Origin of the sequence: Streptomyces sp. NPDC085927 (genome assembly GCF_044540975.1) — a bacterium.
Taxonomy (GTDB): domain Bacteria; phylum Actinomycetota; class Actinomycetes; order Streptomycetales; family Streptomycetaceae; genus Streptomyces; species Streptomyces hirsutus.
Genome location: NZ_JBITSN010000006.1, coordinates 381,560 through 398,282, shown reverse-complemented (window position 1 = coordinate 398,282; position 16,723 = coordinate 381,560). Strand labels below are relative to the sequence as shown.

Below are 16,723 nucleotides of genomic sequence, written 5' to 3'. Positions count from 1 at the left end.
TTCAGGCCAGAAGAGCAAGTAAAGGTACTGGTGAGCGATTCGCTCAGGAGTTACGCGTCGATCCTGTTTGCGGACCGCAACCGCTGGAAGCTGCGCGCGAGCAGCCGGGACACGTGCATCTGGGAGACGCCCAGTTCGGCGCTGATCTGCGACTGGGTGAGGTTGCTGTAGTACCGCAGCAGCAGGATCCGCTGTTCCCGTTCGGGGAGTTGGACGAGCAGGTGCCGGACGAGGTCACGGTGCTCGACGCCGTCCAGTGCCGGATCCTCGTAGCCGAGCCGGTCGAGCAGTCCGGGAAGTCCGTCGCCCTCCTGCGCGGCCTCGAGGGAGGTGGCGTGGTACGACCGCCCGGCCTCGATGCAGGAGAGCACCTCCTCCTCGGTGATGCGCAGCCGTTCGGCGATCTCGGCGGTCGTCGGGGAGCGCCCGAAGGCGGTCGTGAGGTCTTCGGTCGCGCTGTTGACCTGCACCCACAGCTCGTGCAGCCGGCGCGGCACGTGGACGGTGCGGACGTTGTCGCGGAAGTACCGCTTGATCTCGCCGACCACGGTCGGCATCGCGAAGGTCGGGAACTGCACGCCCCGCTCCGGGTCGAAGCGGTCGATGGCGTTGATGAGCCCGATGGTGCCGACCTGGACCACGTCCTCCATCGGCTCGTTGCGGGAGCGGAAGCGGGCGGCCGCGTAGCGCACGAGGGGCAGGTTGGCCTCGATGAGCGCGGCGCGTACGCGGGTGTGCTCCGGCGTGCCCGGCTGAAGGTTCTTGAGCTGGCCGAAGAGCACCTGGGTCAGCGCCCGGGTGTCCGCCCCCCGGCGTTTGGCGGGTGACAGGGCGGCCGGCGGTGGTGCGGTGGAGGGCGGACCGGCGGGCACAGCCGGGGTGTCCGGGGACTGAGCCGGAGCCGGGGTCAGGGCGGACACCTGGTCCTGGGGCGGCGCAGTACTGGCCGACACGGTCAACGCCACCTCTTCATCGGTCAACTCATCCGTCAAAAGCGGTCATAGCATCACAAGACATGCTCACCGTGTGCAAGCACCGCATATTCCGTGTTGAGGGCGAGTCGTGCCGATCATGCGTAAAGCCCCCGTCATTGCGACGGGGGCTGCCGGGGCGGAGGCTCAGAACTCGTAGTCGGCGATCACCCACGTGGCGAACTCGCGCCACAGGCCGACACCCGCCTGATGCTCCGGATGCTCCACGTACCGGCGCAGCGCGTCGGCGTCCTCGAACGCCGAGTTGATGGCGAAGTCGTAGGCGATGGGCCGGTCGCTGATGTTCCAGGCGCACTCCCAGAAGCGGATCTCCGGGATCCTGCCCTCGAGCGAGCGGAACGCCTCCTCGCCCGCCACGACGCGTGGATCGTCACGTTCCACGCCCTCGTTCAGCCTGAAGAGGACCAGGTGGCGGATCATCAGTCTCCTCCGTTGGCGAGCCACGTCATGAAGTCCCCGACGGCGGTCGCGGCGTCGGATATGCCCTCGAACGCTATCTGGACGTAGTCGGCCGCCGTGGCGGGATCCGTGATGATCACATACAGCGCGAAGACCACGAGGACGTAGACGGCGACCTTCTTGGCGTTCACCGCCATCGCGGCCCTCCCCTGTCACTGTTGCGCACAGGCGTCACTGCTGTGCACAGGCGTCACCCTTGCTGCCGGGCGGGCCCATGATCGCACGAAGGGCCCCGTCTGACGACGGGGCCCTTCAGGAGCGGTAGCGGAGGGATTTGAACCCTCGGTGACTTGCGCCACACTCGCTTTCGAGGTCTGTTCCTGTTGATCAGAGGCTCGCTCGCGGGGTCCGCCGCCGTTCACCACAGTTCCCCCGACGGGGGCGCTCGCGACGCGTGAACGGCGATGAACGCCGACGTACGGAGGTGAACTGAGACGGAAACTGAGACGGAGGAAACGGGCCACCGGCGGCCCCGTGCTCATGCTGTCGCCCTTGTGAAGGGCCGTGGGAGTCTTGACCACAGACGACGACGGCAGACGGAGAGGGAGAGCGAGTGTCGCAGCAGACCAGCCCTCGGGGGACCTTTGTGAAGATCGCGGACGCCGTGAAGGCTGAGATCGTGGCAGAGCCTGAGACGACGGAGCTGCCGACCCTGGCGACGCTCATGGAGCGGTACGGGGTCTCCCGTGGCGTGGTGCTCCGGGCTTTCAACGTGCTCAGGGAAGAAGGGGTGGCTGAACCCGTGCCCGGCGGCCGGTGGCGCGTGATCAAAGAGGGGGAGAGCATCGACCGCCGGCCACTGGCCGAGCGGCTTGCCGAGGTGATCACGACGGACGGCATCGCCGTAGGGAAGTCGTTCCCCAGCACCTCGACACTCGCCACCCGATTTGGAGTCTCCCGGCCGACCGTGGCGAAAGCGCTGGACAAGCTCGAAGCCGCGGGACTGCTGTCAGCGACGCGGCAAGGAAAGCAGCGCACTGTACTGACGGTGCCGAATAAAGAGGAGGGGCCCAAGCTGTGAGTGCATCGGGACTGACGGAGTGGGCGTACCCCCTCGCAGAGTCGCTACTGGCCGAACCGCTGCCGCGCCGGTGGAAGCACTCGCTCGGAGTGGCCGAGCGAGCGCGGACGATCGCTCTCATCCTCGGGGAGGATGCCGAGCTGCTGGAGGCCGCCGCGGTACTCCATGACATCGGGTACTCGCCGGACCTTGCGAAGACCGGCTTCCATCCGCTGGACGGTGCCCGCTACCTGAGGGACAACACCGAAGCCGACGTGCGGGTGATCCGACTGGTGGCCCACCACTCCTGCGCATGGATGGAAGCGGAGGCACGGGGACTGCGCGACGAGCTGGAGAGCGAGTTTTCCCGCGAGCGCCCGCACCTCGCGGATGCCCTCTGCTACTGCGACATGAACACCACACCGGACGGCACCCCCACCAACCCGGTGGATCGCGTGAACGAGATCGCCGGGCGGTACGGGTCGGACAGCCTGATCGGCACGTTCATCCGTCGCGCTGAACCGGAGATCCTGGCCAGTACCGCCCGTGTGCTGGAGCGGGTCGCCGCCGCGAAGCGTCAGCCGATGTAGGGGGCGACGCGCGTCTCGTCCATGGCGTGCTCGATGCGCAGGCGCATCGTCGGGTGGATGTCGAGGTCCGTCAGGTCCGCTGGGGCAACCCAGCGGACCTGTGTCGTCTCGCTGCTCGTACGCACGTCACCGCCGACCGGCCGCGCGCGGAAGCAGATGCTGAACTGCTGCCGCGCCTCGCCGTCGTCGTACAGCATCACGTGTCCGGGATCGGTGTAGATCCCGGACACGTCGACGACTTCGGCCTTGATTCCGGTCTCTTCCCACACTTCACGCACGACCGTGTCGCTGATGGACTCGCCCACGTCGTGCCCGCCGCCGGGGAGCGCCCACCGGCCGTTGTCGGACCGCTGGATCACCAGCACTTCGCCCGCGTCGTTCTGGACGAACGCGACGACGGACGGCACGACGGAGTTGGCCGGCGGTGCGTCAGGGTCGTGCAGATAGTCGATGCGTCCCATGGTCAGGCTCCCGTGAGGTCGTGTTCCGTCACCTGGCGCGCGCCTCCCCAGGTCTGTTCGATGCTATTCGCGTAGGTGTCGAAGAGGCCCCCGCCCGGCAGCCGCCGGAGGTGAAGGACCGGCGCCAGGTACGCACCGATGCCGTAGACGTGGGTGTTCACCAGCATCTCGTCATCGGACCGGAACAGCGAGTTGTAGAGCGTCGCGTCATGCAGCCGGAACCCGATGTCGGGATGGCTGGCGAACAGCGGACGGTAGTTCATCAGCGCGTTCCGGATCTTGCCGTCCATGATCTGGTGACCCTCGTCTATGCCGCGCTGCTTGACCGCTGCACAGCTCGGGTCCCCGAGCAGGATGCGCACCTGGGCGTTCGCCTGCACCTTGGTTTTGAGCAGGTCATGAAACAGCGGGTCTTCCGACAGCCACAGCCCGGAGTAGACGAGAACGTCTATGTGCGACTGGGCCCGCCCATAGATCTCACGCCACAGGCCGGCGGGCACCATGTGCCGGTGCGGGTAGATGGTGACGATCTCAGCCTTGCTCAGGTCGGAGGCGCTTTCGACCGTGCGGGAGTCCTCCCACAGCGTCGTCACATCGACTTTGAGCAGCGACGCCGTCGCGTACTGATGCCGCCGGTACGGGACTTTCCCTTGAGTGATCCAGCGTTCGACGGTCTTCGGGTTGACCTCGATCGCGTCTGCCAGATCCTGCACGGTCATGCCCTGAGCCAAGAGAGCAGACCTTAAGCGCTCGTTGGACATCTCTACCCCCGGTGGGACGTCTAGGGACTTCCTGACGGTAACGAGATCAGCCCAAGGTGTCTATGTGCGGGGTAAACAACGCCCCTCACCTGCACCGATTCTGATGGTGCGCCAAGAAGTCCCGGCGCGAGACACGGAGAACCCGTCGGCAAGCTTGACGGAACTCGATGCGGTACCTGTAATAGAGGTACCACATCGGGCTTCGGTTCGGTCGCGGTTCTCAGCAACACCTGAGGGGTCTTCTTTGGGCTGCTCATCAGTAGAGGGCATCGCGCTTCCAACCGCGACGCCAAGGGGCCCGGGACAGAGCGGGCCGAGGGACCCGGACCCCTGGTCAACCGGAGGGCTTAGACCGAAAGGTCACTTCTCCATACGCCTGAAACGGGAGCCCGTGTTCCCGAAGGAGACACCCGTACGACCACCATCCACGCGGCGCTTTCTGCGCCGCGGCCGGTTGCCTCCGCTGCTCGTCTCGTACGAGCAGCGCCGAGGGGAGCCGGACCTACCGACTTCAACGGCGCGCGGCCCCGGTGCTCGAACACCGGGGCCGCTGTTTGGGCCGTTGCCGCCTGCTAGGGAGAACACGACCCATGAACCACATCGTCACTGTTCAGGACGCTGTTACCGCGTTCGCCGACTTCATGGAGCCGACGGACGCGGAACTGGACGCCATCAAGCGGGAGATGCCCGTCATCCTGGCGGACGTCGACCTGCTCGACGCACACATCGTCACCCTGGACCGCACGCCGACCGAGCTGGACGCGCGCCGCATCCGCCGGGCCCGCCGCCGGGCGCTGGCCGCGCGGGTCGCGCTGGTCAACCGCACGACCGGCGCGAGCCTGCCGGGAGGTGCGGCATGACCGGCACCCGTGACCCGCTGGCCGCGCCGCTGCGGGCGCAGCTGTCGCTGCGCGGCGGCCGGGACTGGCACCTGTACGTGTGTACGGACCGCTGGCCGGTCCACACCTTCGGCCGGGTGCTGCCCGTGCCGACGCGCACCGAGCGGTCCGCCGCGCTGGCCGCGCTGGGCTTCGAGCCCCTGCCCGGAGCGGAGTGGAGCTGGTCGGAGGACGCCGAGGACTGGCGGGATGCCGGCTCGCCGGTCCTGCTGATCGCGGCCCTTGCTGTGCGGCCCCTGACGGGGGGTGCGGCATGAAGGCCAAAACCGTGCTGCCCGCCGTCGCCATGACGGCCGTGTCCATGGTGCTCACCCTGGCGGTGGTGGTGATGTGGCTGGGCACGGCGATGCCGTGGCCGGTCGCGCTGGTCGTCGGGGTCGGCATCGACGGGGGATGGCTGGCCACCCTCGCCTATGAGCGCCGCCTGGCCGCGCAGGGCGACCACAGCCGCGCGGTCACCGCCGTCGGCTGGTCCTTCGGCCTGATCGCCACCGCCGTCCTGATCGCCCACGCGCTGACCGCCGAGCACTCCGCCGGCGCGTGGCTGGCCGTGGCCTGGCTACCGATCGCGGCCAAGGCGCTGTGGCTGGTGCACGGCCTGTGGGAGCAGACCGCGCTCACCCCTGACGCGCTCGACTCCATCGCGGGAATCCAGCAGGAGGCCCGCGACGAGGCGGCCGTGGCCCGCGCCCGACTGCGCGCGGAGGCGGCGACCGAGGAGACCCGGCTGACGGCCGTGACGGAGGCCGGGGCCCGCGTCGCCCGCGTCCAGGCGACCACCGCCGACGCCCTCGCCAAGGCGTGGTCGACGCTGGAGGCGGCACGGGAGGGCAAGGACACCGGAAGGGCGCTGACCAGTGTGACGAGGGGCGTCACACCCCGCTGGGAGCTCCCCGTGTGGGGCGCCACCGAACCGGTCGCGAACACGGAGGAATCGACCGGGGTCGATCGCGAACGGTCTATGGCTGACCTGCCCGAATCGACCCCCGAACCGATCACCGTATCGCTGGAGCGGGTACCCGATCCGGTCGCCGCGATCGAGCGGCGGACATCGGCCGCTGAATCGACCCGGCCCCGCCGGGCCACGGGCCGAATCCCGGCCGTGGCCAAGCCGAGCCGACCGGCCCGGACCCCGGCTCAACTGCTCGAGGAGGCCCGCACGGTCACGGCCGACTGGCCCGACGCGAGGGTGACCGCCGAGGGCATCCGCCGCACGCTGCGCACGTCACCGGCGAACGCGCGCACGCTGCGGGACACGCTCCTGGCCGAGCGGGCCGCCGCTGCTGACCAGGCGGCGTGATGGCCGCGCTGCCGGTGTTCCGGTGGCGCCTGGCCCCGGACGGCTACGCCACCCGCCGCCAACTCCGTGCCCAGGGGCTGCGGCCCGGCGGGCAGGACGTGGCCGCCCAGCTGGAGCGGCCACGCCGGAGCCGGGGCCCGCTGGTCGCCTACCTGTACCACATCGACCGGGCCAAGCCGGTGAGGCCGATGACGGATGCGAAACGCGCGGCGCTGGCCAAGGCCAACCGCGCACGCCGCACCTGCCCGGCCTGCGGGTGCGATGCCGGATACGTCATCCCCGCCGCGCTCGGCACCTGCGTGCCCTGCGCCTACCCCGACCCCTGCGACTTCCCAAGGAGTGCCTGAGATGGGCAAGCCCGACACCCGCCGCCTGGACCGCGCCATCCACCAGGCCACCCGCAAGCTGGACGCCGTCCGACGGCGGGAGCTGTGGCCGCTGGACGGCAGCGAGCGCCGTGCCATCGCGGGCGCCGCCGTCACCGGCGGCTACCGGCTGCACCGGGGCGAGAGCACCGGCCGCGCCGAACACGCCATGGACACCGCCTGGACGGCGGCGGAGACCCGGCTGATCGCCGAGATTACCGCCCTGCAGACCGAGCGGCAGCGCATCGTCACCGAGGCCGCCCGCGACAAGGCCGCCAAGAAGTCGTCGGGGTGGTGGTGAGCGTGCCCGCCACCAAGACGCCGCCGGGCCAGTGCCCGCAGTGCTGGCAGCACGCCCACGACCGGCGCATACACCGCAAGCTCAAGCCGCGTGAGGACTGCCCGCAGTGCGTGGACCACATGGTCAACGGCTGCCCCTACCTCGTGCCCAAGAAGTCGTCGGGGTGGTGGTGAGCGTGCCGCGCACCGCCGGCAGGGCTACGCCCGCCCTGATCTCGCACTTTCACTGCCCGGACTGCGGGCCGCTGGTGTTCGGCGTGACCCGGGCCATCTGCGGCCACGTGATCCCCGCTCCGGTCGTCGGGGACGGCCCGGAACGCAAGTGCCCGGCCTGTAAGGCGGCACTGCGCGCCCACAAGAACGGCCACCGCCGCTGACCCCTGGGCGCCGGCCCCTGCCCGGCCGGCGCCCCTCTCTCGTCTTCCCGCCCCGTTCGGGGTAGTCAGGAGCCTTCCCGTCATGGGTGACAACGTCGTTCACCTGCACAAGCACATCGACCCGCCCGCCGACACCGCGACCGTGACCACGCTGACCGTGGTCCCCGACCCGGCACCGCCCGCACCCGTACCGCTGTGGGTGCGCTCCGGACGGGCCGTCAAGCGTCTCGCCACCGACGAGCGCACCATCGGCACGGTGCGGTTCGCCGCCCGGCACGGCCTCTACGTGGCCGGCGGGGCGCGGATCGTGACCCGCCGCACCTGGGACGGCCGGACCGCCGCCCGCTACGAGCGCTACATGCGCACGGCGGAAGCGGCGGGGAACATGGAAGCGGCCGCGGAGTGGGAGGAGCGCGGGCAGCGGTTCCGCGACGCCCGCCACCGCCGCCGCATGGACCTGCTGCACTCCCCGCTCGACGCCGCCAAGGGCGCCGCCGTCGGCGCCGGCATGGGCATCGGCGTCCTGGTCGCCCTCGGAGTCGTCATGGCCATCAACACCGGCCAGGTCGGCGACGTCATCACCCCGCTGACCGCAACCATCGACTTCATCGCCCTGCTGATCCGGATCGTGCAGGTGGTGTGGGGCCCGCTGATCTCGATCGGCCCGTTCCTGGCCCTGCTCGCTCTGTGGGGCGTCGGCCGGCACCAGCAGGCCGCCCCCGCGTGGGCGCTGCCCGCGAACGTCCGCAACGGTGAGGGGGAGCCGATCACGCCGTCCATCGTGGTCAAGGCCCTGCGGGACCTCGGCATCGCTCCGCTGAAGAACGCCATCAAGGAGATGGGCGACGCCGGCGCCTCCATGCTCGGACCCATCCGCATCGCCGGATGCGGCGTGGAGGTTGACGTCACCCTCCCCTCCGGGGTGTCCACCGTGGAGGTGCAGAACAAGCGGCGCAAGCTCGCCGAGAACCTCACGAGGCACGAGCACGAGGTGTTCATCACCCTCCCGACCGCCGCCCGCACCGTGCGGCTGTGGATCGCCGACTCCGGGGCGCTGGACGAGCCGATCGGCCCGTCCCCGCTCACCACGGACGAGTCGCTGACCGCCGACTATGCAAAGGGCCGCGCCCCCTGGGGACAGGACCTGCGCGGGGACGCCGCCCTGCTGAGCCTGTATCAGCGCATGCTGCTGGTCACCGGCCTGTCCAACCAGGGCAAGACGGCCGCGCTGCGGGCGCTCGCCCTGTGGCTCGCCCTCGACCGCAGCACGGAATTCCGCATCGCCGACCTGAAGGGCGTGGGCGACTGGGCCATGTTCGACGGGCTCGCCACCATCCTGATCCAGGGGCCGACCGACGAGCACGTGATCGAGGCGACCGAGATGGTGGAGGACGGCGTCACGGAGATGAACCGCCGCATCCAGGCCCCGTCCGGCACCGTGTTCCCGCCGCTGATCCTGCTGGTCGACGAGGCGCAGGTGGCGTTCATGTGCCCCGCCAAGGACGAGAAGAAGCGGCCGTACGGCGGGCAGAAGAACGAGTCCCGGTACTTCATGGCCTGCCGGAAGATCCAGAACCAGGGCCGGGCGGTGAACGTGCTGCTGTGGCAGGGCACCCAGGACCCCACCGACCAGAACCTTCCCAAGCTCGTCCGGGAGGGCGCCCACACCCGCGCCTCCCTCGCCCTGGGCACCGAGTCGCAGGCCCGCATGGCGCTGGGGGACAAGGCCGTCGACGGCGGGGCCGCGCCGCACCTGCTGCGCCAGGGCCTGGACAAGGGAACCCTGGTCGTCGCCTCCGACGGCATCGAGATCCCCGCCGGGCAGGCGTCCATCACGGTGCGCACGCACTACATCGACACCGACACCGCGACCGAGATCGCGGAGCGGGCCAAGGCCCTGCGCGACGGGGTCACCACCCTGCACGCCGTCGAGCGGGGCGAGGAGCGGGACCCGCTCGCCGACATCGCCGCCGTCCTGGGCACCGCCTCCCGCGTGCTGACCGCCGACGTGCTCAAGCGGCTGTCCGCGCTCAGCGAGGACGCCTACGGCACGTGGACACCGGGCGACCTCAAGCGCGTGCTGGAGGACGCCGGCGCCGAGCCGTACAAGTCCGACGGGCGCATGGTCGTCGGCCGCGACCGCGTCGCCCGCGCCCTCGCCAACCGCGACACCGAGGGTTCCGCTTCCGCCGACGGATGACAGGGAGCCGACCCCCACACGGTCAGGGAGGCAGGGAGAACTCCCTGACCGCCTCCCTGACCCGCCTCCCTGGCTCTGACCAGCATCAATGATCCGTCAGGGAGGCAGGGAGGCACCCCAGGTCAGACCCCCGAAACCCCCTTCACGACGCCCCCGCCAGGGGGTGTCTTCGCCTCCCTGACCCATGTCCGGAAGGGATTCCGCATGTACCCCGACCACACCCACGGCGTGCCCGCACAGCGGGCCGTGGAAGTCCACCAGCCCACCCCCATCACCCCCGCCGTCCCGGTCACCGCGCCGCTCGTTCCCGTGCAGCCGGGCACGGTCCCGGCGGTGGCGAGCATCGTCCTGCCGGACGGCCGGATCGTCACCGGCTACGCCATCGAGCACCCGCAGCCCGCACCCGTCGCGGTCAAGCCGGCCGTCTCCCGCACCGCGGTGAACGTCGCCCTCGGAGGCGTCGGCTTCCTCGCCGTCTGCGGCGGACTGCTGCTGCTCACCTCGTTCATCGCCGCACTGACCGCGTTCATCACCCAGCTCATCATCCTGGCCGCCGTCATCTTCGGCGGCTGGATCGCCGTCCAGATCTTCACCGGCACCGGCGACCAGGGCGCCACCACGGTGCACATCCGCAAGGCCGTCTTCAAGCGCAACCACTTCCACGGCTGACCAGCCAGAAGGAGAGATCCGTGTTCGACATCCGCATCATCTGCGACCCGGCCGACACCGAGCACGTCGTCGCCGCACTGGACCGCACCTTCACCACCGGCACCGCGACCGTCTACCCCACCCGCGACGGCCGACGGAACCGCCTCTACTTCCGGGCCGACCACCGCAGCACGCCCGAACCCTCGTGGCCGACCCCCGAGCAGGCGTACGCCGACGCCCCGAGCATCAGCAGCGAAATCGGCTGGACCACCCGGGCGAGCGCGCGCACCCCGATCGGTCAGGGCCTGGACCGGGAGTACTTCCTGCGCAAGGCCGCCGTGCTGGACCGCATGGCACTCACCGTCGACGGCCGGGACACCGACGACATGGCCCGCGCCGCGACCGAGGCCGCCCGCCACCTCATGGGCCTGGACGACACGCTCGTGATCTGCGACCCGCGCCACTACGTCCGTCAGCAGTACGCCCACTGGGCCACGCACCACTAGCCACGCCAAGGGCGGCCCCCGTCTCGCCAAAGTCCGGGGCCGCCCTTGCCAACCAGCACCCATCCAAGGAACTGGAGACCTCCAGCATGACCCAAGACCCCCGTGCCGCGCTGCTGCGCGCGGCCCTGAACGCCGCCGCACGCGGCTGGCACGTCTTCCCGCTCCGCCCCGGCACCAAGCGCCCCGCCCTGCACGGCGAGAAGACCTGCACCGGCACCGGGCCGTGCGCCGGCGGGCACCGCAAGTGGGAACAGCGCGCCACCACCGACCCCGACCGCATCCGCGCCGCCTGGGCGCGCGCCCCGTTCAACGTCGGCATCGCCACCGGCCCGTCCGGGCTGGTCGTCGTCGACCTGGACGTGCCCAAGGACAACAGCAGTTCGGACGCGCCTGACGGCGCGGCAACCTTCGGGGCGCTCTGCGAGCGCGCCGGCCAGGCCGTCCCGGCCACCTACCGGACCCGGACCGCGAGCGGCGGAACGCACCTGTACTTCACCGCCCCGGACGGCGCCCGGCTCGCCAACACGGCGGGGACCGTGGCTGCTTCGGTCGACACTCGCGCGTGGGGCGGCTACGTCGTCGCCGCTGGCAGCACCCTGCCCGCTGGAGCGTACGAAGCCCTGTGCGGCTCTGTGGCCGTCGCTCTGCCCGGATGGCTGCACACCATCCTGAAACCGGCCCCCGTGCGGCCTGTGGGTCCGCTGCGGCTCCCGGCGGTGGACGGGAGCCGGGCGGCCGTGGCCGCGCTGGAAGCCGAGTGCGCGGTGGTGGCCGGCGCGCCGGACGGGCTGCGCAACGTCACGTTGAACCGGTGCGCGTTCAAGGTGGGGCGGTTCGTCGCGTGGGGCGACCTCCCCCGGCATGTGGCAGAGGAGGCCTTCCAAGGGGCTGGAGAGGCGGTGGGGCTCACCGCTGCCGAGTGCCGGACCACGATCCGCAGCGCTCTGGACAGCTCCCTGCGCACCGCCCGACCCCGGGAGGCGGCATGACCACCCGGCACCGCCCCCGCTTGGAAGGCCAACCCCCCGCCGCCACTGGCCCGCGCGCCGCCGAACCGAGCGTCGTCCGGCCGGCCGTGGGCGAGCCGACAGGCGCCGCCCGCAAGGGCGTCCGAACTGCCCTTCGCCCTGACCCGCGCCGTGGCGACGGCCGCTACCCCGTGGCGTGGCTGCACATCACCGCACCGCGCGGCGCCGTGCCCACCGCCACGTCGACGTGCGCGTGCGGGCGGGACCGCAGCGCCGTCGGACACCGCCGCGTGCTCGCCCTGATCGCCGACCACACCGACCACCGCAACACCTGCCCGCTGCGCAACCCCCAGGAAGGGAGGGCCGCCGCATGACGACCGCCATCGACGGGGCCGCGCTGCTCAACGAGGTGGAAGCCTTCCACCGCCGGTTCAACGTCTTCCCCACGCAGGCCGCCTACGTCGCCGTCGCCCTGTGGGACGCACACGCCCACCTGCTCGATGCCTTCGACTCCACCCCCCGCCTCGCGTTCCTCTCCCCCGAGCCGGGGTCCGGGAAGTCCCGCGCGCTGGAGATCGTGGAAACCCTCGTGCCGCAGCCGATGGTGGCGGTGAACGCCTCCCCGGCCGCACTCTTCCGGGCCGTGTCCGGCACCGACGGGCGGCCGACGATCCTCTTCGACGAGATCGACACCGTGTTCGGCCCCAAGGCCGGGGAAAACGAGGAACTGCGCGGCTTTCTGAACGCCGGGCACCGGCGCTCCGGTGTCACCTACCGGTGTGTCGGGGACGGCTCGAACCAGAGTGTGCAGCCCTTCCCGTCCTACTGCGCGGTCGCGGTCGCCGGACTCGGGTCGCTGCCGGACACGATCCTGACCCGCTCCGTCATCATCCGCATGCGCCGCCGGGCACCGAACGAGCGGGTGCAGCCCTACCGGCAGCGCATTCACGAGAAGGAAGGTCACGCCCTGCGGGACCGGCTCGCCCGCTGGGCCGACCAGGTGCGCGAGCCCCTGACCGGGGCGTGGCCGGAGATGCCCGAGGGTGTCACCGACCGGCCGGCCGACGTGTGGGAGCCGCTGCTCGCCGTCGCTGACGCCGCCGGGGGCGACTGGCCCGGCCGGGCCCGCGCCGCCTGCCTTGAGCTGGTCACCGCTGCCGCGCAGGACGACGAATCCTCGCTCGGTATCCGGCTGCTGACCGACCTGCGCGACACGGTGTTCTGTGGCATCGACCGCATGCCCACCGCCGCGATCATCGAGTGCCTGACCGCGATGGATGACGCCCCGTGGGTCGATATGGGCGGCAAGCCGCTCACCCCGCGCGGACTTGGGCGCCTGCTCAGTGGCTACATGACGTCGGCCAACCGGCCGGTCAAGGCCCGGCCGATTCGGACCCCGGGCGGCACGGTTCCGCGCGGCTACTACGCCGAGGACCTGGCCGACGCCTGGGCCCGCTACTGCCCCCCACCCCCTGGAAAGTCCGCTACATCCGCTACATCTGCTACAGCCCAGGTCAGCGGGGGTGAATCCGTAGCAGAAGAGGTCCCTGGTATCTGCTACACGGCCCGAGAAACCGCTACGCCCGGCGCGGCCATCGCCGCCCCGTAGCAGCAGCTATCTGCTACATGCCGCGCATCTGCTACACGAAACAGGCCCCTGACCTGCTCTGTAGCAGATGTAGCGGATGTAGCACTTCTGACCGGAGGGGGCAGGGCGCCGTTCCCTGCCCCCGGCAAGGAGTCCATCGCATGGAATCGCCCGAACTCGATGCGCTCGCTGACCCCACGCTGGCCCTCCTCACCGTCGAAGAGGCTGCCCGGCGGCTCCGTATCGGCCGGACCCTCTGCTTCCGACTGGTCGGCTCCGGAGAGCTGGAATCCGTCGCCGTCGGCCGTCTCCGCAGGGTCCCGCCCGCCGCACTGCACGACTACGTCACCCGGCTCCGTGAGGCCAATCGGCCGACCGCGGCTGCCGCCTGAGAGGACGACCACGACTGTGGAAGAGAAGAACAAGCGCACCCGTCAGCCCAACGGCCGATCCTCGATCTATCTCGGCAAGGATGGGAAGTGGCACGGCCGCGTGACGGTCGGTATTCGTGACGACGGCAAGCCGGACCGCCGCCACGTCGAGCGGAAGACCCGCGCCGAGGTGGCGGAAGCCGTTCGGGAACTGGAGCGGCAGCGCGACGCCAAGACCGTACGCAAGCCGGGCAAGCCCTGGACGGTCAAGGCGTGGCTCACGCACTGGATCGAGAACATTGCTCCGCTCGGGGTGAACGAGAACACGATGGTGGGATACGGCGCGGCCGTTCGGAAGCACCTCATCCCCGGACTCGGGGCCCATCGTCTCGACAGGCTCAAGCCCGAGCACATCGAGACGTTCTATGCCGCGATGCAGGCCAAGGGAAGCAAGCCCGCGACCGCCCACCAGGCGCACCGGACTTTCCGGACCGCGCTCAATGAGGCGGTCCGGCGCGGGCACCTCGGGCAGAACCCTGTGCGGCTCGCCAAGGCACCACGCGTACGGGAGGACGAGATCGAGCCGTACAGCGTCGAAGAGGTCCGCAGGCTGCTGCGCGCCGCCGACAAGCGCCGGAACTCAGCGCGATGGGCCATCGCTCTCTCGCTCGGTCTCCGCCAGGGCGAGGCGCTCGGTCTCAAGTGGACCGATGTTGACCTGGATGGGGGAGTGCTGATGGTCCGTCGCAGCCGCCGGCGCCCCCGCTACGCCCACGGATGCGGTGACACCTGCGGTCGGAAGGCCGGGTACTGCCCGCAGCGCAAGCGGACCAACCCCGAGACGGCCGACACGAAGTCCCGCGCCGGCCGCCGTGCGGTCGGTCTTCCTCCACAGCTTGTGGATCTGCTTCGGACACACAGGAAGCGACAGGACGCCGAACGAGTGGCGGCCGGGGACAAGTGGACGGAGGAAGGGTGGCTCTTCGCCACGGAGACGGGACGCGGCACGTCCCCCCGAACGGACTACGACGACTGGAAGGAGCTGCTTGCCGCCGCGAAGGTTCGAGACGGCCGATTGCACGACGCGCGACACACGGCCGCCACAGTGCTGCTGATCCTCGGAGTGTCCGAGCGCGCCGTGATGGGGCTCATGGGCTGGTCGTCCACGGCCATGGCCGCGCGGTACCAGCACATGGTGGACACGGTCCGCACCAACATCGCCCGGCAGGTCGACGAGCTCATCTGGAAGCCGGATGGCGATGGTCCGGACGACGATGATGACGGACTCACCGGGGTCCTCGTGCCGGCCGGATGAGGTGAGACGAAGGGGCAGCCCGCCTCGGGCTGCCCCTTCGCACGTATGCGGAGTTGATCACACTCATCCCGCGCTGTTGGGCTCCCTCACTATCCGCTGGGGTTCCGTCACGCGGTGGTGGTTACATCGCCAAGCGCTTCAGTGTCTCGAGCGCGACATCGTGGTCGTTGCCATACGACAGCTCCGAAGCCGGGATCGGCTTGTCCCCGAAGCGCTCCTCGTCGATCACCTCTTTGCGATTACGGACAAACGTTTCGAGCATCATCCGGATAGCGGGACGGTCTCGATCGGAGTCGTTCGCAATCCGTTGCAGACTGTAGATGCCTCCGATCCGCTCCGTGGGGTTAGCACTGGCGAGCAGCCTGATGGCGGTGACGTACTGTTCCGTGGCCCGCGCCTCTAGTTCCCCCTTGGCCGCAGTCCTGTCTTTCTCCTGCTCGTAGGTGAACTGATCCTGGCTCTGCTTGAACTGCTCCTGGGCCAGCCTGAACTGCTCCTGCGCCAAAGTGAACTGCTCTTGGGTGTGTTCGAACTGGACTTGGGCCAGCTTGTGGTTCCGGTGCGTGTAGAGCAGGCCGACAGCTGCGATGATGCCAGCGCCGATAGCGATGACCATGGTGCGGAACCCAGTGATGACGACGCCGTCGGCGGGCTGTAGGTCACGCTTCCGCACGTGCGATCCGTCGAAGATCCAGGGCCCCTTCCAGAGGAGCAACCCATAACCGAGGACCCCGGCGGCAACGAGCAAGGAGAGGCCGACGGCCTTCGATACACGCTTCATGGCGGGCATCTTGTCCGCCCGGCCCAGGGTTCGAACCCGATTCTGTTGTTTCAGAGCTAGATCTGAGCTCGCCGCTGGCTACCTTCCGCCTCATCGCTCGGTCGATGATTGGAGGGCGCGATACACCCAACTGAGACGGAAACTGAGACGGAAGATCACGAAGGGCCCCGTCCAACGGACGGGGCCCTTCGTCTACCTGCGGTAGCGGAGGGATTTGAACCCTCGGTGACTTGCGCCACACTCGCTTTCGAGGCGAGCTCCTTCGGCCGCTCGGACACGCTACCGAGAGAGACCTTACAGCACGCGGTGCGATGGTTTGAAATCGGTATTCGGGAGGTGGCGGCCCCGCCGTCAGCGGTCCCGGAAGAACGCCGTGAGCAGGCGCGCGCACTCCTCGGCGAGCACTCCTTCGACGACTTCGGGCCGGTGGTTGAGCCGCCGGTCGCGGACGACGTCCCAGAGGGAGCCGGCCGCGCCCGCCTTCTCGTCCCGGGCGCCGTAGACGAGCCGGTCGACCCGGGACTGCTGGATCGCGCCCGCGCACATGGTGCAGGGCTCCAGTGTCACCACGAGGGTGCAGTCGGCCAGCCGCCACTGCCCCAGTGTCGCGGCGGCCCGCCGGAGGGCGAGCAGTTCCGCGTGCGCGGTGGGGTCGCGGGCGGCCTCGCGTTCGTTGTGCCCGGAGGCCAGTACCGTGCTGCCGTCCGGTGCCAGGACGACCGCGCCGACGGGTACGTCCCCGCCCCGGACGGCCTGCTCGGCCTCGTCCAGGGCGAGCCGCATCGCGGCCCGCCAGGGATCGCGCACCGGGTCGGGCACCGAGTCGCGCACCGGGTCGTGCA

At 70.1% G+C, this 16,723-nt stretch carries 24 protein-coding genes and 1 tRNA gene; 17 read left to right on the top strand and 8 right to left on the bottom strand.

The features are described 5' to 3' along the window. Window positions 1–50: 50 nt before the first annotated feature. The 3 genes from ACIF80_RS19145 to ACIF80_RS19135 form a co-directional block, all read right to left on the bottom strand. On the bottom strand, window positions 51–959 hold the full coding sequence (locus ACIF80_RS19145; RefSeq protein WP_399806139.1) for an RNA polymerase sigma factor SigF: 909 nt from the start codon (window positions 957–959) through the stop codon (window positions 51–53). 159 nt (window positions 960–1,118) lie between these two features. Next, entirely contained in the window at window positions 1,119–1,412 is a 294-nt protein-coding gene (locus tag ACIF80_RS19140) for a Dabb family protein (protein ID WP_399805971.1), read from the bottom strand. Then, on the bottom strand, window positions 1,412–1,588 hold the full coding sequence (locus tag ACIF80_RS19135) for a hypothetical protein (RefSeq protein WP_399805969.1): 177 nt from the start codon (window positions 1,586–1,588) through the stop codon (window positions 1,412–1,414). The genes ACIF80_RS19140 and ACIF80_RS19135 overlap by 1 nt, the downstream gene beginning before the upstream one ends. 416 nt (window positions 1,589–2,004) lie before the next feature. Here ACIF80_RS19135 and ACIF80_RS19130 point away from each other — a divergent pair, with 416 nt between their 5' ends. Together ACIF80_RS19130 and ACIF80_RS19125 are read left to right on the top strand one after the other, a co-directional pair. Further along, on the top strand, window positions 2,005–2,472 hold the full coding sequence (locus tag ACIF80_RS19130; RefSeq protein ID WP_399805967.1) for a GntR family transcriptional regulator: 468 nt from the start codon (window positions 2,005–2,007) through the stop codon (window positions 2,470–2,472). Then, the gene (locus tag ACIF80_RS19125; protein WP_399805965.1) at window positions 2,469–3,041 is read left to right on the top strand and encodes an HD domain-containing protein; all 573 of its coding nucleotides are present in this window, start codon (window positions 2,469–2,471) and stop codon (window positions 3,039–3,041) included. Before ACIF80_RS19130 ends, ACIF80_RS19125 begins: the two co-directional genes overlap by 4 nt. Here the strand turns inward: ACIF80_RS19125 and ACIF80_RS19120 are convergent. Both ACIF80_RS19120 and ACIF80_RS19115 read right to left on the bottom strand, forming a co-directional pair. Beyond that, window positions 3,029–3,502 carry an NUDIX domain-containing protein gene (locus ACIF80_RS19120; protein WP_399805963.1) on the bottom strand — a complete coding sequence of 158 codons (474 nt, stop codon included), beginning with the start codon at window positions 3,500–3,502 and terminating at the stop codon, window positions 3,029–3,031. The genes ACIF80_RS19125 and ACIF80_RS19120 overlap by 13 nt on opposite strands. Window positions 3,503–3,504: 2 nt before the next feature. Next, window positions 3,505–4,221 carry an XRE family transcriptional regulator gene (locus ACIF80_RS19115; protein ID WP_399805961.1) on the bottom strand — a complete coding sequence of 239 codons (717 nt, stop codon included), beginning with the start codon at window positions 4,219–4,221 and terminating at the stop codon, window positions 3,505–3,507. Window positions 4,222–4,853: 632 nt separating this feature from the next. On the opposite strand from ACIF80_RS19115, the gene ACIF80_RS19110 reads away from it, so the two are divergent. From ACIF80_RS19110 to ACIF80_RS19040, 15 genes are all read left to right on the top strand, one after another. Then, complete coding sequence (locus ACIF80_RS19110) at window positions 4,854–5,123, top strand: DUF6284 family protein (RefSeq protein WP_399805959.1); 270 nt, start codon at window positions 4,854–4,856, stop codon at window positions 5,121–5,123. Beyond that, window positions 5,120–5,419, top strand: a complete 300-nt coding sequence (locus ACIF80_RS19105) for a DUF6303 family protein (RefSeq protein WP_399805957.1) — start codon at window positions 5,120–5,122, stop codon at window positions 5,417–5,419. The genes ACIF80_RS19110 and ACIF80_RS19105 overlap by 4 nt, the downstream gene beginning before the upstream one ends. Next, a complete protein-coding gene (locus tag ACIF80_RS19100) occupies window positions 5,416–6,462 on the top strand; it encodes a hypothetical protein (protein WP_399805955.1) in 1,047 nt (348 codons plus the stop codon). Before ACIF80_RS19105 ends, ACIF80_RS19100 begins: the two co-directional genes overlap by 4 nt. Continuing rightward, window positions 6,462–6,809 (top strand): RRQRL motif-containing zinc-binding protein, encoded by a 348-nt coding sequence (locus tag ACIF80_RS19095; RefSeq protein ID WP_399805953.1) that lies wholly within the window; start codon window positions 6,462–6,464, stop codon window positions 6,807–6,809. The genes ACIF80_RS19100 and ACIF80_RS19095 overlap by 1 nt, the downstream gene beginning before the upstream one ends. A gap of 1 nt (window position 6,810) precedes the next feature. Next, window positions 6,811–7,128 carry a hypothetical protein gene (locus ACIF80_RS19090; protein WP_399805951.1) on the top strand — a complete coding sequence of 106 codons (318 nt, stop codon included), beginning with the start codon at window positions 6,811–6,813 and terminating at the stop codon, window positions 7,126–7,128. Continuing rightward, window positions 7,122–7,301, top strand: coding sequence for a pRL2-8 (locus tag ACIF80_RS19085; RefSeq protein ID WP_399806138.1), 180 nt, complete (start codon window positions 7,122–7,124; stop codon window positions 7,299–7,301). Before ACIF80_RS19090 ends, ACIF80_RS19085 begins: the two co-directional genes overlap by 7 nt. A gap of 2 nt (window positions 7,302–7,303) precedes the next feature. Beyond that, the gene (locus tag ACIF80_RS19080) at window positions 7,304–7,504 is read left to right on the top strand and encodes a hypothetical protein (RefSeq protein WP_399805949.1); all 201 of its coding nucleotides are present in this window, start codon (window positions 7,304–7,306) and stop codon (window positions 7,502–7,504) included. Window positions 7,505–7,586: 82 nt separating this feature from the next. Next, on the top strand, window positions 7,587–9,704 hold the full coding sequence (locus ACIF80_RS19075; protein ID WP_399805947.1) for an ATP-binding protein: 2,118 nt from the start codon (window positions 7,587–7,589) through the stop codon (window positions 9,702–9,704). Between the two features lie 204 nt (window positions 9,705–9,908). Further along, window positions 9,909–10,373 carry a hypothetical protein gene (locus ACIF80_RS19070; protein WP_399805945.1) on the top strand — a complete coding sequence of 155 codons (465 nt, stop codon included), beginning with the start codon at window positions 9,909–9,911 and terminating at the stop codon, window positions 10,371–10,373. Window positions 10,374–10,393: 20 nt separating this feature from the next. Beyond that, on the top strand, window positions 10,394–10,858 hold the full coding sequence (locus ACIF80_RS19065) for a hypothetical protein (RefSeq protein ID WP_399805944.1): 465 nt from the start codon (window positions 10,394–10,396) through the stop codon (window positions 10,856–10,858). Window positions 10,859–10,944: 86 nt separating this feature from the next. Further along, window positions 10,945–11,847 carry a bifunctional DNA primase/polymerase gene (locus ACIF80_RS19060; protein ID WP_399805942.1) on the top strand — a complete coding sequence of 301 codons (903 nt, stop codon included), beginning with the start codon at window positions 10,945–10,947 and terminating at the stop codon, window positions 11,845–11,847. Between the two features lie 86 nt (window positions 11,848–11,933). Further along, window positions 11,934–12,200 carry a hypothetical protein gene (locus tag ACIF80_RS19055; RefSeq protein WP_399805940.1) on the top strand — a complete coding sequence of 89 codons (267 nt, stop codon included), beginning with the start codon at window positions 11,934–11,936 and terminating at the stop codon, window positions 12,198–12,200. Then, complete coding sequence (locus ACIF80_RS19050) at window positions 12,197–13,435, top strand: DUF3631 domain-containing protein (RefSeq protein ID WP_399805938.1); 1,239 nt, start codon at window positions 12,197–12,199, stop codon at window positions 13,433–13,435. The genes ACIF80_RS19055 and ACIF80_RS19050 overlap by 4 nt, the downstream gene beginning before the upstream one ends. 140 nt (window positions 13,436–13,575) lie before the next feature. Further along, window positions 13,576–13,806: an excisionase family DNA-binding protein gene (locus ACIF80_RS19045; protein ID WP_399805936.1), complete on the top strand. Its 231-nt coding sequence runs from the start codon at window positions 13,576–13,578 to the stop codon at window positions 13,804–13,806. A gap of 16 nt (window positions 13,807–13,822) precedes the next feature. Beyond that, the gene (locus tag ACIF80_RS19040; RefSeq protein WP_399805934.1) at window positions 13,823–15,100 is read left to right on the top strand and encodes a tyrosine-type recombinase/integrase; all 1,278 of its coding nucleotides are present in this window, start codon (window positions 13,823–13,825) and stop codon (window positions 15,098–15,100) included. A 121-nt stretch (window positions 15,101–15,221) separates the two neighbouring features. On the opposite strand, the gene ACIF80_RS19035 is transcribed toward ACIF80_RS19040, so the two are convergent. From ACIF80_RS19035 to tadA, 3 genes are all read right to left on the bottom strand, one after another. Next, complete coding sequence (locus tag ACIF80_RS19035; RefSeq protein ID WP_399805932.1) at window positions 15,222–15,881, bottom strand: hypothetical protein; 660 nt, start codon at window positions 15,879–15,881, stop codon at window positions 15,222–15,224. Between the two features lie 199 nt (window positions 15,882–16,080). Continuing rightward, a tRNA-Ser gene (locus tag ACIF80_RS19030) sits at window positions 16,081–16,165 on the bottom strand. 67 nt (window positions 16,166–16,232) lie between these two features. Beyond that, window positions 16,233–16,664 (bottom strand): tRNA adenosine(34) deaminase TadA, encoded by a 432-nt coding sequence (gene tadA, locus ACIF80_RS19025; protein ID WP_399806136.1) that lies wholly within the window; start codon window positions 16,662–16,664, stop codon window positions 16,233–16,235. Between the last annotated feature and the right edge of the window lie 59 nt (window positions 16,665–16,723).

Coding starts and splice junctions, on each gene's coding strand:
- ACIF80_RS19140 (WP_399805971.1), bottom strand. CDS start 1,412: ATGATCCGCCACCTGGTCCTCTTCAGGCTGAACGAGGGCGTGGAACGT.
- ACIF80_RS19135 (WP_399805969.1), bottom strand. CDS start 1,588: ATGGCGGTGAACGCCAAGAAGGTCGCCGTCTACGTCCTCGTGGTCTTC.
- ACIF80_RS19120 (WP_399805963.1), bottom strand. CDS start 3,502: ATGGGACGCATCGACTATCTGCACGACCCTGACGCACCGCCGGCCAAC.
- ACIF80_RS19115 (WP_399805961.1), bottom strand. CDS start 4,221: ATGACCGTGCAGGATCTGGCAGACGCGATCGAGGTCAACCCGAAGACC.
- ACIF80_RS19110 (WP_399805959.1), top strand. CDS start 4,854: ATGAACCACATCGTCACTGTTCAGGACGCTGTTACCGCGTTCGCCGAC.
- ACIF80_RS19105 (WP_399805957.1), top strand. CDS start 5,120: ATGACCGGCACCCGTGACCCGCTGGCCGCGCCGCTGCGGGCGCAGCTG.
- ACIF80_RS19100 (WP_399805955.1), top strand. CDS start 5,416: ATGAAGGCCAAAACCGTGCTGCCCGCCGTCGCCATGACGGCCGTGTCC.
- ACIF80_RS19095 (WP_399805953.1), top strand. CDS start 6,462: ATGGCCGCGCTGCCGGTGTTCCGGTGGCGCCTGGCCCCGGACGGCTAC.
- ACIF80_RS19090 (WP_399805951.1), top strand. CDS start 6,811: ATGGGCAAGCCCGACACCCGCCGCCTGGACCGCGCCATCCACCAGGCC.
- ACIF80_RS19075 (WP_399805947.1), top strand. CDS start 7,587: ATGGGTGACAACGTCGTTCACCTGCACAAGCACATCGACCCGCCCGCC.
- ACIF80_RS19070 (WP_399805945.1), top strand. CDS start 9,909: ATGTACCCCGACCACACCCACGGCGTGCCCGCACAGCGGGCCGTGGAA.
- ACIF80_RS19060 (WP_399805942.1), top strand. CDS start 10,945: ATGACCCAAGACCCCCGTGCCGCGCTGCTGCGCGCGGCCCTGAACGCC.
- ACIF80_RS19050 (WP_399805938.1), top strand. CDS start 12,197: ATGACGACCGCCATCGACGGGGCCGCGCTGCTCAACGAGGTGGAAGCC.
- ACIF80_RS19045 (WP_399805936.1), top strand. CDS start 13,576: ATGGAATCGCCCGAACTCGATGCGCTCGCTGACCCCACGCTGGCCCTC.
- ACIF80_RS19035 (WP_399805932.1), bottom strand. CDS start 15,881: ATGAAGCGTGTATCGAAGGCCGTCGGCCTCTCCTTGCTCGTTGCCGCC.
- tadA (WP_399806136.1), bottom strand. CDS start 16,664: ATGCGGCTCGCCCTGGACGAGGCCGAGCAGGCCGTCCGGGGCGGGGAC.